Origin of the sequence: Streptomyces sp. R21 (genome assembly GCF_041051975.1) — a bacterium.
GTDB lineage: Bacteria > Actinomycetota > Actinomycetes > Streptomycetales > Streptomycetaceae > Streptomyces.
Map to the genome: position 1 here is coordinate 8,829,092 of NZ_CP163435.1, position 14,227 is coordinate 8,843,318.

Consider the following 14,227-nt stretch of genomic DNA (forward strand, 5'->3'; position numbering starts at 1 on the left):
GCGAGAGCCTCGCCGCATGGACCTGCAGAAGATGCTCGGGCTGTGGTGGACGGTGCCCGCGGGGCTGGCGTTGGTGGGTTATGCGTGTTCGCTGGCCGGGCTGACCCGGCCGCAGCGGGCGGTGTGGGTGACGGCTCGGGTCGTGGAGGTGGATCCGCCGGGACACGGTGAGTCGGGGGAGCACGGGATACCGGTGACGATCGTGTACCAGGACCCCGGCACCGGGCGGGAGTTCAGGCTGCGGCACGAGAACAAGCGTGGCGACCGGGTGCAAGTGGCCTGGGTGGGGCAGGAGTTCCCGGTCCGGTTTCCGCGGCGGCGGCCGGAGCGGTTCTCTCTCATGCTGGACAGCGAGGGGCGGACCTCCGGGGTCGGCGGGCCGAACTGCATGGTGATCCTGCTGGTGTTGGGACTGGTCGTCCAGTCGTTCTTCGCGTGGGGCTGGCAGTGGGGGCTGATCTGCGTCGGTGGCCTGCTGCTCCTCGTCGTCGCACTGAGCCGGGACGGCGAGTACGCCCGCGCCCGCGCTGCTCAACTGGCCGAGGGCGTCACCGTCCAGGGCCGAGTGGTCGCCGTCACCAGGGACGTCCACACCGACGCCGAAGGCGTCGAGAGCGTCAGCCACGCCTCCGTCGTCGCCTTCACCACCCACGAGGGCGTCGAGGTCACGGCGCTGTGTGTGCAGGGTATCCGGGACATCGCCGCGTCCCTCGGCCGTGACATCCCCCTCCGTTACGCGCCCGCCGACCCGTCCCTCCTCACCGCCGACCCCGACCACGAACGCCGTGAGCGCACGTCGCACATCCGGTTCGTCGTCTCCCTGCTGGTCACCGGGATCGCCGCGATCGGGGTGGGCGGTTACTGCCTCCACCACCCCTGGCCCTTTACCTGACGATGCAGGTCAGGGCCGCCCAGAGGAGGGGTGAGTGCTCGATGTGGCCGTCGGTGCGCCACTGGTCGAGCTGCTGTCGCTGCCAGGCGCCGAGCCGGCGGACCGGGTCGTGGTCCTCGTGGGCCGCGTCCACGGCGACCACGGCCTCCGTGAGTGGCCGTACGGACTCCGGCAGACCGGCCAGGCGGTGGAAGGCGAAGCTGGTGGGGAGCACCCAACGGGTGGCGGTGACCAGTTGGGCGCCGTTGTGGATCATCGCCGTCGCCAGGCCGAAGGACTCGGCGAAGCGGAGATCGCCGCCGCTCTCGCAGGCGATCAGCGCGACGCGCGGTGGTGCGGGCCAGAGTTGAGCGCCCGGTACGCCGTCCGCGCGCAGCGGAAGCGTGCCCAGGAGAAGGTCCTTGGCGGACAACGGGCGGTGGGTCCGCACCGGTTCGGCCATACCCGTGGTCTCCGGGCCGCAGCACAGATGGAGAGTGACGTCCTCGCTCTGCCCGCCCGCGACCGGGGCGCCGCTGACGTGACCGACGTACATCAGGCGACGGGCACCCTTGCGCAGCGCCTCGCCCAGCCGGTCGCGGTCGAGGTCGGTGCGGCGGAAGGCCTCGGCGGGGGTGGCGACGGACGGTACGACGGTGCCCGCGTCGAGCCTCCGCTGTACGAGGGACAGCAGCGCCGGGTCCGAGCCGGGCTGCCCCAGGACCGAGCCGAGCGGGGAGTCGGCGCGGAAGCCGGGGACGCGGGGGTCCAGGACGAGAACCACGGTGTCCGAGTCCGGGTTCTGATCGGTCGGGGTGGTGCCTGCCCGTCGTAGCGATGCCGGTGCCGTGGTGGCGATGTCCACGAGGTCGATCAGCCGTACGTCGCTGTCGTCGCCGTCCACGGCCAGCAGCTCCCACGGGACCTGGGCGACCCGGGGTGACGGCTGGAGCCGCATCAGCGGACGGCCCAGGTGGGCGGACACCTGGCGGATCTGGTCGGTCAGGCCCGGCGGCCACAGCACCTCGGCCAGCATGCGGGAGAGGCGGCGCTCTTCCTCGTACGTGGCCAGCGCGCCGGACTCGAACACGCGCCGCATGCCTTCCGCACCGCCGCCCGGCAGTTCGGCGGCCAGCGCGCGGATCGCCTCGTCCACGTCCGGCTCCGGGGTGTACCCGGTGCCGAAGCCCTGCGCCCCACGGGCCCACGTCCAGGTCATGTGCAGGTCACCGGCGTCGGCGAGGCGGACCTGGACCACCGGACGGTTCCGGTCGGTCAGATCGTCGGCGGACAGAACGGCACCTCTTCCTCGCTCACGATCCGCCGGTGATAGCGGAACTCGGCCGCCTGGACGTACTCCTGGAGCGCGGTACGGCCGCCCGCCTCCGCCGACATCACGATCCTCGGCGGCGGTGCGACCCGCAGGCCGACGGAGGCGGCGGCCTCGGCCGCGATCCCGCCCAGCGTCAGGGGAGCGCCGTCATCGGGGGCGTACGTCTTCATGGCGGCGTCCGGGAAGACCGCCGCCTTGTCGGCGGCGGACGGGCGGTTCAGTGCCAGGGCGGCGCCCGCGCACCGGTGTTCCACCAGCTCGAAGATCAGCCCCTGGTCGTTGCTACGGAGGGCCAGGCGGAAGACCAACTGCATGGCTTCGTCAGCCAGTTGGAGCCACTGGCTGCGGGCGTGGGCGGTGGCGAAGTCGTAGCGGGCCGCTTCCAGTGTCAGGGCGGCGGGCAGGGCGAGGGAGAGCGCGTTGGCCAGCGAGGTGCGTTCGTGGACGCCGTGGTCGGTCCGGTTCAGGTTGTCCTCAAGAGTTCGCGCGAGCATCAGGTCCACCTGGGCGCACCGCTCGTACACCCCGCGCTCCTGGTACACGTCCCGCGCGCCCTGGGCCAGCCGCTTCATCTCATCGATGTCGCCCCGCTCGTACGCGTGCCGGGCGCCCAGCAGCATGGTGTCGGCGGCGGCGATCGCGGCACCGACCTGCTGGAAGCGGGCCAGGCTGGACGCCGTCAGAGCGGCGGCGCCGGCCGCGTCCCCGCGGTGTGCGGCGATGGCGGCACGGGCCTGCTCGCAGACCGCCAAGTCCTCGGCCTGGCCCTGCCGTTCGAAGACCTCGGCGGCCTCCGCGTACAACTCCTCCGCGCGGTCGAGGCCGCCGGCCCGCAGTGCCGCGTACGCCCGGTGGGAGAGCACCTGTTGGCGCCCCGCGTGGTGGCCCAGCGCCAGATAGGCCTCCTCCGCGCGGGCGAAGTAGTCCTCCGCCTGCTCGAACCGCACGGTCGAGGCGCAGACGACCCCCAGACAGTCCAGCAGATACGGCTCGGCCAGTGGTGCGTCGGCGAGCAGCGCGGTGGCCAGCTCCTCGGCCGCGCCCCAGGCGTTGCGGTCCATCAGCAGATGCACCCGGCTCAGGCCGATCTCGGCGGTGCGCAGCCCCTCGGGGTCGCAGAACTCGGACAGAAGGGCCGTCGCCTCGTCCACCGCCTCCTGCGCCTGGTCGAACTGCCCGGTTCTGCGCAGCAGTTCGGCCCTGGCCAGCAGTGTCTTCAACAGGACTTCCAGCCACAGCTGGCGGCCGTTCGGTCCCATCGGCACGGACGCGATGCCCCGCACCAGATCGAGTGACCGCCCGATGGACAGGGCCGCCCCAGGCAGCTCCGTGGCCGCGAGCTGAACCGTCCCGATGTCGGACAACAGGTGCCCGCGCAGGAGCTGTACGTCGGGGGAGTCCTCGAACGACTCGGCCACGGCGAGGAGTTCGCCGTAGACGGCCAGCGCTGCCGGGAGATCCGGGGTGAGTTGATGGCGTTCGGCGAGCGCGAAGCCGCTGTCGAAGGGTTCGCCGTAGCTGAGCCCCGCCGCCTGCTCTTCCTGTTCCGCTGCGTCTTGAGGGTCTTGAGGGTCTTCCGTGTCCTCCGGCATAAGCTAGAAGTCCTCCTCCACGGCAGCGGCGGCCACGATCTCGGCGAGGAACGGGTCCGGGTGTGCGGCCTGGCCGTCGTGCGGTGCCGCCGCGACGCCGAGCCGGTGCCGGGCCAGGGCTCGTACCGCCTCACGTGCCGCGCGGTCATCGGTACCCGGTCCCGGGTCGAACCCCGGCAGCAGGATGCCGACTTCGATGCTCGGTGTCGTCGAGGCCGGGATGTCCAGGTCCGCCCGGCCGGCCCACACGTCGTCCCGCCTGGCCAGCGGAACGCGGTTCGGCGGGCCGCCGTCCACGTGGACCTCCGCCGCGAGGTGCACCCCGCCCACGGGGGCCGCGATGTCGGCGACGACCTCGACCTCGAGCCGCCGCCCGGCGCCGAGCGCGTACGCCGTCCAGGACACGGCCTCCTCGGCCGCGTCGACGAAGCCGGGAGGATAGCGGCACCAGTCGTTGGTCCCCGAGCCCCGGGCGATCACGCGGGCGGTCGCGGTGCGGAGACTGCCGGCCGCGAGGGCGAACTCCTGCCGCCGGACGAAGAGTTCGGCGAGGTCGAGCAGCGTGGCGGTCGGCCCGTGGTCCTGTTCCAGGGCCGACCGCAGGCGCCGTAGTGCCTCCCCGTCCAGCCCCGCGTTGTCGGCCGCGTCATCGATCAGCCTTAGGACACGGTCCAGTTGGCGAGGCGGGGCCGCCGACTGCCGCCAACGGATCAGCGGGTCGAGCGCGGCCAGGTGCTCCTCCAGCAGTTCGACACCCTCCACCTCCCCTGACTCGTCGAGGAGTTGCTGGCATTCGTGGGTCAGCGCGGCCAACTCCAGCCCCAGTACGTCCGGTTCGAGCGCCGCAGTCCCGTCCAGGTACGACGTCGGCCACCAGCGGGCCGCCCAGTGCCCGAGGGCGAGGCGGGCGGCAGCCTCGGCGAGGGCGGTCGGCTGCTCGAGCAGGGTCGGTTCGGTGGTCGGCGTTCCCGACGCGACGGCGTCGACAGCGGCGGCCGTACGCTCGCCGTAGACCGCCCACAGCCACTGCTGGGCCTGCCCCACGTCGTGAATCTCCGCTGCCGGCAGACCTGTTGGACCGAGGACGGGCCAGGTCAGGACGGCGCCCGCGACATCGAGAACGGCCCGGGTGAAGGCGGGCCCGGCGGAGGGTTCCGCGAGTCGCACGGTGCCGTCCTCGGCTCTCGTGATGGCACAGCGCCGTACAGGCATCACGCGCTCCTCGGCTCGGCGGCGGGTGCGGCGGTCGCGGTGGTCGCCGACAGGGTGCGCAATGCCGTACGGACTCGTGCGCGGTGATCCATCATCACCGAGCGGGCGACCCCGTCGAGCACGCCCCAGGCCGCTGCCGCGTCGGGCAGTGCCGCGTCGCGGACGTCGCGCCCGTGCAGCCGTACCCAGAGGCGCCGCATGTACGCGGTCCAAGGGGTGCGCAGGTCCTGGGCGAGGGCGCCCAGCACACCGCCGTCCGGGTCGGGGCGGGGAGAGACGGTCATCCTGCGGGCTCTAAGGACCGAAGCCTCCCGCTGCCAGCGGCTGTTGACGATGCGGTGTGCTGCCGTCGACCCCGCCACGGAGGTCCCGGCACCCAGGGGATCGAGGCCCACCGCGAGTCGGCCGCCGAGCACGACGGTGACGCGCAGGCTCTCGTCGCACAGGCCCAGCGGGGCGCAGCTGCGGCCGGCCTCCCGCCGGACGAGCTCCGGCACGGTCGGCAATTGCTCGCGGTGGGTCGACGCCTGGAGCACGGTGAAGAGCCGTTCGAAGAGCGTGCGGTCGAACGGCGCCGGCAGCGTGGCGGTCGAGGCGCTGCGGCCGACCTCGGGGCGCGGTGGCACGCGGTGCGCGGTCAGTCCGAGGTGCGGGGGTACGTCGGAGCGGTCCCAGACGTCGGCCGGGTGCGCCGCCCACAGGGCTCGCCCGAGCAGACTGCCGTGCCCGGCCCGGACCATGGCGGCGAAGGCAGGCGAATCAGCCCCCGCCGCACCGCAGGCTTCGAGAACCTCGGCCGCCAGGCCCGTATCGGCGGCGCCCGGTACGGCTTCGCGCCCGTCCCACGCCGCTTCCAGCTCGACGTCGAGCCGGGCGCGCCGGGCGGAGTCCGCCAGATGCTCCTTCAGGGCCTCCACCGTCCGTCCGCCGGAAGAGTCCACGACGTCTTCGAGTACCGCCCTCGCCACCGCGTCCGCGTCGGGCCCCGGCGCCCCGTGCTCGGTCGCGAGCTCGAAGCACCGCTGGAAATACAGGTCCTGGGGGTTGCCCGCCACGATTCCCAGTGCCCGGCGGGTCTTCTTCAGCAGCGTGAACCACCGTGCCGTCGCCTCCAGAACCGCACCGGACTCCCGTATCAGCGCGTCGAGTTGCTCCACCTCCCGCGCGTCGAGGAAGTCGGCGGCGAGCTCCGGACGCAGCGCGGGCCGGACGATCAGCGGCAGCACGATCAGCTTGACCGTCCGGGTCAACGGCGCGCCACCGGGCCCGCTCAGCGCCTGGGGACCCGGCCCGAGGCCGCGCCAGGCCCGGTCGATGACCATGGCGCGCGGACGGCGCTCGCCGGTCGACGGCTGGCTCGGGGACGGCATGGGCAGAGCGTACGTCCTGGGGGAACTGGCGGTCGAACCTGGGATCGGTAGGCGCTGCCCGCCTCCTAACGTCCACACCACCAGGCAGAACGGACCGGAAGGGCAGGCACAGCATGGGAATCTTCGGCAAGGGCAGGAGCCGCGAGGAGAAGGCCGCCAAGATCGCGGAGCAGGTGGCCGGCGGCAAGGGTTTCTACGGCCGCATGACGCGCGCGACGCTCGGCGGCGAGGACTACGCCAAGCTCCAGCAGTCGCTCGGCGCGTACCAATCCGGTGCCACTGTGCAGCAGTTGCTCGCCATGGGCGTACCGACGGTCCCCGCCGTCGTCGTGTCGATCAGCGACACCGGCAAGATGGTCAACTTCGACCCGGTCGTCGACCTGGTCCTCCAACTGACCGGGGGCACCGCCGACCCGATCACGCTCCAGACCATCGTTTCGAAACTGCGCATCCCCCGCGTCGGTGATCAGGTACTGCTTGTCGCGGATCCCGCCAACCGCGGCGGTTACCTCTACGCGGGAGACGGAGTGACGCCGTGACGACACTGCCGTACGAAGTGCCGGAGAGCGACACCACCCTGCTCACCTTCGACGGCCGGGTGCTGGAGTTGTTCGGCTTCGGCGACGCGCACCGCCTGCACATCCGGCGCCGTCGCAGGCGGTGCCCGTGCAACCGACGTGGAAGTTCCCGGAGGCACCGGAAGCCACCGGCCTCACCTCGATGAGCAGGATGCCGACGCACGCCGCCGGAACGACAACTATGGCGAGGTGGGCAGGTGCGGGGAGCGGAGTACGAGCAGGGTGATCTCGCTGGGGGCGAAGACGCGGAACGGCGGGCCCCAGAAGCCGGTGCCGCGGCTGGTGTAGAGGAGGGTGCGGGGGCCGTGGTGGCTGAGGCCGGCGACGGCGGGCTGGTCGATGCGGACCAGGTGGTGGAAGGGCCAGATCTGGCCGCCGTGGGTGTGGCCGGAGAGTTGCAGGTCGATGCCCGCGTCTGCTGCCTGGTCGACGAACTTCGGCTGGTGAGCCAGGAGCAGAACGGGGAGATCGGGGTCGGCGCTGTCCAGGGCTCCGGCGAGGTAGGCGCGGTGGCCGGCCAGGCCGGAGGATTCGGCGGTCACGTCGTCCACGCCGGCGACCACGAGGGTGTCGCCGCCGCGTTCGAGCAGCAGATGGCGGTTGCGCAGCGGTTCCCAGCCCAGCTCGTCCATCAGGTCGACCCAGCCCTGGGCCTCGCTGTAGTACTCGTGGTTGCCGGTGACGTAGACACGGGCACAGCTGGCTCGCACGGTTCCGAGTGGGGCGGCCTGGGCGCGGCGGCGTTCGGCCGTGCCGTCCGCGATGTCGCCGGTGTGGCAGACCAGGTCGGCTTCCAGCGTGTTCACCGTCTCGCACACCCGCGCCGACCAGCGAGTGCGATCGAGGGGGCCGTAGTGGGTGTCGGTGATGAGGACGACGCGGATTCCGTCCAACCCGGCACCCAGCCTCGGGAGTTGCACGTCGAGGCGGCGCACGCGTGGCACGCGGCGGGCTTCGGCGTACCCCCAGGCGAGCAGTACGGCGGTTACGCCGAGGACGGCCCAAGTGACGGTTCGGGCCCGGTCCTGGCTCTCGCCGACGCCGGCCACGGTCAGGGCGAGCCGCAAGAAGACGCCGAGCAGAACGGACCACGTGAACAGAACCCAGCTGGTGCCCAGCAGAGTGTCACCGACGATCGCCGCCCGGTCCTGCTGGCGTCGGCCGTGGCCGCGCACCATCGCGAGCGGCATACCGACGAGGCCGAGGACGAACAGGACGGTGCCGACCAGCGTGACGGGCAGCGGCCAGTGCTGGCCGGCGTGCAGGAGCACCCAGCAGGGCACGGCCCACAGCAGGACGGGGGCGATCAGGGGGATGAAGCGCATCAGGCGGTGCACTCGGCTCGGGCGCGGAGCTTGCACTTCGCTGTCGGCCGGTCGAGTGTTGTTGGTGTCGGTCACGCTTCCCTCTCTGACCAGGCTGCCGTCTCGCGCACTGTATCCGGTCGGCCTCGGGCCGGGCGGACGGGCGTTCATGGGCGCGGCCCGCGGGCGAAGGGCTCGCTGCGGGATGGAAAGACTTCGCGGTGGACACCTTGAAGTGCTCCGGGACTGATGACAATGCCGCTTGGTCAGCGTGGTCGGGCGGGCGAGGCCCAGAGGGCTGGTCGACGAGGTCATGGACAGGGCCCGGCGCCGTGAGGAACGTGTGCGCCTGCTCCCGGCCCGGGTCGTGGCGTACCAACGGCTGGCTGATGTTGCCCCGCCGCCCCGCGCGCGACTGGAACGCCAGGCCCTCGCCTGCTCGTCTACGGCGCCGAGCAAGGCACCCCGGAACGGCGCTCCCCGAATCAGCGCGGCGTGGAACACGCGATGCGCAGTCCGCAGGTTGGAGATCGAAGCCGCAGCCGGGATGTCCGGCCTCGCGACACGCACCGATGGACGGAGCCGTCGCGTCTGGTAGCGGGGCAGGTGAGCGATGTCGTCGGCGCCAACTAGGCTCCCGCCCATGAGTGAGGCAGAAAGAGGTCCCGCCAGACGAGTCGTCGACGGGCGCTTCGAGTTGGAGGCCCGCCTCGGCGGCGGTGGGATGGGTACGGTCTGGCGAGCCAGGGACCTGGTTCTGCACCGGTTCGTGGCCGTCAAGGAGGTCCGTCCGCCCGATCGGGACCTCGCCGAGTACGACCCCGACAGCGCACGGATGCTGCGCGAACGCGTCCTGCGCGAGGCTCGGGCCCTGGCCCGGATCGACCACCCGAACGTCGTCACCATCCACCACATCGTCGATGGCGGCGAAGGCACGTACCCGTGGCTCGTGATGGAGCTGGTCGCAGGCGGCTCTCTGGCCGACCGCCTGGCCCGTGGACCCATGCACCCGGCCGAGGCCGCACGGATCGGCCGCGGCGTCCTCGCGGCGCTGACCGCGGCGCACGACGCCGACATCCAGCACCGGGACGTCAAACCCGCCAACGTCCTGCTCCGGCCCGACGGGCGACCCGTCCTCACCGACTTCGGCATCGCCGCGATCCGCGAGACGACCAACCTCACCGCCACCGGCTCCATCATCGGCACAGCCGACTTCATGGCACCCGAACGTATAGCCGGCCACGAGGGCGGAGCCGCCTCCGACCTGTGGTCCCTTGCGATGATGCTGTACACCGCCGTCGAGGGCCGCCACCCCTTGCGCCGCGGCACCACCCTCGCCACCCTCGCCGCGGTCCTCCACGAGGACGTCCCGCCGCCGACGCAAGCCGGCCCCCTGAGCGCCGTCCTGATGGATGTCCTCCAACGAGACCCTGAGGCGCGCCTGTCCGCCGCCGTGCTCGACCGACGCCTGGCTGAGATCGAGGCGGATCCGACCGGACACACAAGCACGCGGAACGAGCCGACCTCGTACCAACTGACCCCGCCGGCGCCCCTGTCCACCCCGACAACCCACCCGGGGAACCTCGCTTCCCCACCCACCTTCGTCCCCTACGGCGGCGCTCCGACCGGCGCGCCCACTGCCCCTGCGAGTGCACCCCGCAGACGCGGTCCCGCCCGGCCCGTCCTGCTCAGCCTCTCGGGAACCTCGCTCGTCGGGGTCCTCGCCGGGTTGTGGTGGGTGCTGCCCCTGGGCGGCAACGACTCCGCGGGCGCGGGCGGCTCGCCCTCCACCGCCACCAGCTCGCCGAGCGCCACTCCCACCTCCCAGAAGTCGCAGGACTCCGAGACACAGTCCGCGAACACCGACATGCTCACTCCGGACAACATCCGCACGGCCATCAAGGCGATCGAGAAGGAGACCGGCCGCAAGCGGTTCGGCGACTTCACCGCCTACTCGGACTACGTGTCGGCGGACGTGATGGTCAACGGCAGCAACGTCGCGTACGAGAGCTACACCTACCGCCCGGGCCAAGGCGTGGAGAAAGGCATCATCGACGGCAGCCTGAGCAGCCTCGAGAAGCCCTTCACCCCCGAACGCTTCAACTGGGACAAGGTTCCCGCGCTCATGAAAGAGGCGGACAAGAAGCTCAACGTCAAGGACCCGGAGAACCGGTACGTCGTGGTGATGATGCCCAACGTCTTCTACCCCGAGTTCGGCTTGGGCGTCTACCTCACCGACAAGTACAGCCGGGCGGGATACCTGAGGACTGACACCAAGGGCAAGGTCGTCGACGTGAACGCCGCCGAGAACTGAGCGGGAGAGACCCGTGAGCCGGCGATCTGCCTCCACCACGCTCCCGATGGGTCTCCCGTCTAAACGCTCACGCGAGGGCTCTTGCAGTCGGGCGTCGGGTCGTCAGGATGATGACCCTCCAGTTCAACTGGCCGTTCGCGCGCGCCGCCGCCGACGCAGCTCGCCGCTTCGCGGCCGCGTAGGCGGCGGGGCGGGTCTGAGCCTAGGGCGTACCCACCGTGTCGGATTGCCTGGAGTACAACGATGCCTCCAGGCAACCGACTTCAGGCCCTAGAAGAAGCCCAGCTTCTTCGGCGAGTAGCTCACCAGCAGGTTCTTGGTCTCATGGTGGTACACGCGAGGAACCTGATCTGACCTGCGGAAACAGGAGTGTTGTCGGTGACGGATAGTGAATTGGTCCGCGAATGGCCCGGATCTCAGCCTCGGACACGAGGTCCATGCCGGCCTCCGGGCCGTCACCGGCGGCACCTCGGCCAGCCCTCAGGCGCTGATGCCTTCGCCGGAGACCTCGTACTGGTATTGGCTCGGCGACGGCATGATCGGGAACATCGGCGGCACGGACTACCTGCAGATCATCTTCCATGAATGGCACAAGTTCGGCCCTGGCCTATGGGACTTCGAGATCAACCGACTGGTGGTGGCCACCTTCTCCCTCAGTGACCTGACCCACCCCATCGCCATTGACCCCATCCCATCGGACTCCAACACCCAGTGGGGGGCCGGGCTTCTGCCCGCCTCGATGAGCGGCGACGGCTACACCTACATCTACGGTGTGGACGACTCCGCGGTGAACAAGAAGATGCGCATCGCCCGCGTCGCGGGCAGCGACCTTTCCCAGACCGACCAGTGGCAGTACCTCAACACCGACCAGCAGGCGTGGATGCGCGGCGAGACCGAAGCGACCGATGCGCTCTCCGGCATCGCCAACGAGTACAGCGTCACGCCGTGGCACGGCGACTTCGCCCTCGTCAGCCAGGACACCACCGAGGCGTTCAGCGCCAGGATCCGCGTCTGGTCGGGCTGCGATCCGTACGGCCCGTTCGCATTCTGGGTGGACCACGACCAGGTGTACTACACCCCCGAGGCCGGCCCGTACGGCACCTATGGCGAAGAGGGCAAGGCGTTCACGTACAACGCGCATGTCCATCCCACCCTCGCGTCCGGCGATACATGGACACTCTCGTACAACGTCAACAGCTTCGACAGCCGGGTGAGCCATGACGGGGCGCACTACCGCGCCCCAGCATCTACAAACCCCGGTTCGTGTCCTTCCGGCTGGTCGAATCCGGCGCACTGCGGTCGAGTTCGGCCTTCACGGTGCAGGGCCCCTCGGGCATGACCGCTGCCGCGATCAGTGAAAGCGGCGGTTCGCATCTCTCCGTAGGGGATACCTTCGCAACCCCGGGATGCTCCTTCTGTATGGGGGTTCCACGCTGATTCCTCGATGGCACCGGCACTCCACAAGCGCCGGTGCCATCATGGGGATCCATGACCCCGAGGCCCATCAACAGCTCATGGGACCGCCTTGAGACGTGGCTTGCAGAATCCCTCCTCCGTCACGACGGCAGCGGGTACTTCGACGTCCTGGGTTCTTTCCAGCTCCTGAGCGCGCAAGAGATGGTGTCCACACGCCGGCTGGCAACCCAGCTTGAAGAGGACACTCAGCGCGAAGGCCGAGCCGGCCACTTCATTCTCCGTGACGGCTACGCCCTGTGGCACCCACACGATCTCCCCTTCGCCGGCAACGCCGGCAGCAGCTACTGGGTACTCGATACGAAGCCGGACGGTGCAACCCGCCGAATCGCACGGCACGATGAGCTCGGCACCACAACCTTCGACCCACACGAAATGTGGGAATCCCTGAGTCACCTGCTCGATTCCGTTGCCACCGCGCTGGAGACCAGCACGCCATTGGAACGACGCCTGCCGACAACAGCTGACGGACGCTTGACTTGGCAGATCATCACCCGTTGATGTCTTCTGCTACTCCCTGCCGTCGCCGGATGTCACGGCAGAGAGCGGAACCCGTCACGGCGCAGCAGTTCCCACAGCCAGTACGCGGAGATTTCCACGCCCCGCTCGTCGCGGAGCCAGTCACGCAGGGCCGGGGCGGTCCAGGTGATCCCTGCGGCGGCCGATGTATCCAGCAGGTCGGCCAGCTCGGCGCGGTCCTCGGGACTCAGGATCCTGGCGGGCCGACCGGGCCGGGGCGGGTGTCGAACGGCGAGTTAGTGATCTACCCCGACGCCGGTCACGGCGGCATCTTCCAGTTCCACCGACAGTTCGTGCAGACGGCTCTCGAGTTCCTCGAACGGTAGTAGGCGTCGAGTGCGGTCGCCGTATGAGACGGGGGGTGTCGCCTCAGGGCCGTGGCGCTCCGGGTATGAGCGAATCGGGCAGACCCTCCGGAGGTGCAGCCCTGCTTACCTCCCGGGCATCCCGGTGAGGCTTGGCCTGGTGGACGCCCGGCCGCCCCCGTCCGTCAGCGGAGCGAGGGCGTGGTCCACGCGGGGACGAGCCTCGTGGCACGGGCGATGGCGTTTCCCTGGGATGGCCGCCGTCCGCGATGATCGTGATTCCAGTGGCTGTGACCGTCGCATCGGGCGGCTTCCAGCCTCGCGGCCGTTGCCCTCGGCGGCGTTGTGCGAGGCCGTGAACGGTTCCCCTCAGCGCATGAAGGAGAGGGCGTTCTCGATCCCCTGCGCCAGGACCTCGTCTGAGAACTTCTGGTCGGAGAGGGCTCGGGAGAGCTGCAACGTGCCCACCATCATGGTGAAGAGCCCGATGGCCTTGCCCCGGGCGGACTGCGGATTCGCAGGCGTCAGGCGGGCGGCGATCTCGTCCACGATGTCTCGTGCGCCGTCGGTGTAAGCCTGCCGCGTCTCGTCCCCGCAGCGGCTGATCTCGTCGAGCAGCGCGGCGGAGGGGCATCCGTCGCCGGGGTGGTCCCGTTGCTCAGGCGACAGGTAGTCGCGAACCAGGTCTTCGAGACCCTGGCGGCCGGGCCGCAGAGTGCCGTACCTCGCTACCTGTGTGCGCAGTTGGTCGGTCACGACGTTGGCGACGAGGTCGTCCTTGGATGCGAAGTGGGCGTAGAAGGCTCCGTTGGTGAGCCCGGCATCCGACATCAGAGTGGAGACGCCCGAACCGTCGATGCCGTCCTGCTTGAATCGGTGGCCCGCCGTCTCGATGATCCGTTGCCGTGTCGCCTGCTTGTGCTCCTTGGCGTAGCGCACCACGAGAATCCTCCGTTCGCTCCGTAAGGCCGATGCCTCGCAGTCAAGCCTAATCCATGACCTGATGTACGTAATATTACGATCCGCAGGCCATTCGGGTGCCGGTTCTCCGGACGGGACCCTCGGGGCCGAGTACGTATGCTTCGCCCCACTGGCTCAGTGGGACGGCCTTCAGGATGCCGGCCGAGATCAACTTCTGGAAACGGTCACTGGGGACGCCTCCGGCAGGCCGATGTGGCGGTGGAAGTCGTCGAAGCGTCGGACTCCTCGGTCGCGTCACGCGGGATCGGCAACGTCCATTTCCATGACACGGGCACGGTGCGGGCCATCGGCGCCGTTGTCAGCAAGGGCTGTCAAACCACCCTGGCCCAGGCGCAGTTGGCAGCCCGGGCGGACCTCCTTCTTGTCCATGGTTCC

14 protein-coding genes are annotated in these 14,227 nt (G+C 70.3%); 6 read left to right on the forward strand and 8 right to left on the reverse strand.

Annotation, left to right across the window (positions count from 1 at the left end; all coding sequences use genetic code 11):
- The first annotated feature begins 16 nt into the window (after positions 1-16).
- Entirely contained in the window at positions 17-892 is an 876-nt protein-coding gene (locus AB5J56_RS39455; RefSeq protein WP_369240327.1) for a DUF3592 domain-containing protein, read from the forward strand.
- On the opposite strand, the gene AB5J56_RS39460 is transcribed toward AB5J56_RS39455, so the two are convergent.
- Genes AB5J56_RS39460 through AB5J56_RS39475 form a run of 4 tightly spaced genes read right to left on the reverse strand, consistent with a single transcriptional unit; the run spans position 885 to position 6,378 of the window.
- A complete protein-coding gene (locus tag AB5J56_RS39460) occupies positions 885-2,129 on the reverse strand; it encodes a CHAT domain-containing protein (protein ID WP_369240329.1) in 1,245 nt (414 codons plus the stop codon). The two genes, AB5J56_RS39455 and AB5J56_RS39460, sit on opposite strands and share 8 nt — an antisense overlap.
- Before the next feature lie 17 nt (positions 2,130-2,146).
- On the reverse strand, positions 2,147-3,796 hold the full coding sequence (locus AB5J56_RS39465) for a hypothetical protein (protein ID WP_369240331.1): 1,650 nt from the start codon (positions 3,794-3,796) through the stop codon (positions 2,147-2,149).
- 3 nt (positions 3,797-3,799) lie between these two features.
- A complete protein-coding gene (locus AB5J56_RS39470; protein WP_369240333.1) occupies positions 3,800-5,008 on the reverse strand; it encodes a hypothetical protein in 1,209 nt (402 codons plus the stop codon).
- A complete protein-coding gene (locus AB5J56_RS39475; RefSeq protein ID WP_369240335.1) occupies positions 5,008-6,378 on the reverse strand; it encodes a hypothetical protein in 1,371 nt (456 codons plus the stop codon). Before AB5J56_RS39475 ends, AB5J56_RS39470 begins: the two co-directional genes overlap by 1 nt.
- A 113-nt stretch (positions 6,379-6,491) precedes the next feature.
- Here AB5J56_RS39475 and AB5J56_RS39480 point away from each other — a divergent pair, with 113 nt between their 5' ends.
- Both AB5J56_RS39480 and AB5J56_RS39485 read left to right on the forward strand, forming a co-directional pair.
- A complete protein-coding gene (locus AB5J56_RS39480; protein WP_369240337.1) occupies positions 6,492-6,917 on the forward strand; it encodes a hypothetical protein in 426 nt (141 codons plus the stop codon).
- On the forward strand, positions 6,914-7,102 hold the full coding sequence (locus AB5J56_RS39485) for a hypothetical protein (protein ID WP_369240339.1): 189 nt from the start codon (positions 6,914-6,916) through the stop codon (positions 7,100-7,102). Before AB5J56_RS39480 ends, AB5J56_RS39485 begins: the two co-directional genes overlap by 4 nt.
- Positions 7,103-7,135: 33 nt before the next feature.
- Here the strand turns inward: AB5J56_RS39485 and AB5J56_RS39490 are convergent, their stop codons facing one another.
- A complete protein-coding gene (locus tag AB5J56_RS39490) occupies positions 7,136-8,356 on the reverse strand; it encodes a metallophosphoesterase (protein WP_369240341.1) in 1,221 nt (406 codons plus the stop codon).
- Between the two features lie 547 nt (positions 8,357-8,903).
- Between AB5J56_RS39490 and AB5J56_RS39495 the strand changes: the two genes are divergently transcribed.
- The 3 genes from AB5J56_RS39495 to AB5J56_RS39505 all read left to right on the forward strand — a co-directional run bounded on the left by AB5J56_RS39495 (position 8,904) and on the right by AB5J56_RS39505 (position 12,548).
- A complete protein-coding gene (locus AB5J56_RS39495; RefSeq protein ID WP_369240343.1) occupies positions 8,904-10,574 on the forward strand; it encodes a protein kinase in 1,671 nt (556 codons plus the stop codon).
- 490 nt (positions 10,575-11,064) lie between these two features.
- A complete protein-coding gene (locus tag AB5J56_RS39500) occupies positions 11,065-11,913 on the forward strand; it encodes a hypothetical protein (protein WP_369240345.1) in 849 nt (282 codons plus the stop codon).
- Positions 11,914-12,062: 149 nt separating this feature from the next.
- Complete coding sequence (locus tag AB5J56_RS39505; RefSeq protein ID WP_369240347.1) at positions 12,063-12,548, forward strand: hypothetical protein; 486 nt, start codon at positions 12,063-12,065, stop codon at positions 12,546-12,548.
- Between the two features lie 32 nt (positions 12,549-12,580).
- Here AB5J56_RS39505 and AB5J56_RS39510 read toward each other — a convergent pair whose 3' ends face one another.
- The 3 genes from AB5J56_RS39510 to AB5J56_RS39520 all read right to left on the reverse strand — a co-directional run bounded on the left by AB5J56_RS39510 (position 12,581) and on the right by AB5J56_RS39520 (position 14,221).
- Entirely contained in the window at positions 12,581-12,760 is a 180-nt protein-coding gene (locus tag AB5J56_RS39510; RefSeq protein WP_369243052.1) for a winged helix-turn-helix domain-containing protein, read from the reverse strand.
- 480 nt (positions 12,761-13,240) lie between these two features.
- The gene (locus AB5J56_RS39515; RefSeq protein WP_266695800.1) at positions 13,241-13,813 is read right to left on the reverse strand and encodes a TetR/AcrR family transcriptional regulator; all 573 of its coding nucleotides are present in this window, start codon (positions 13,811-13,813) and stop codon (positions 13,241-13,243) included.
- Between the two features lie 273 nt (positions 13,814-14,086).
- The gene (locus AB5J56_RS39520; RefSeq protein WP_369240349.1) at positions 14,087-14,221 is read right to left on the reverse strand and encodes a hypothetical protein; all 135 of its coding nucleotides are present in this window, start codon (positions 14,219-14,221) and stop codon (positions 14,087-14,089) included.
- Positions 14,222-14,227 lie beyond the last annotated feature (6 nt).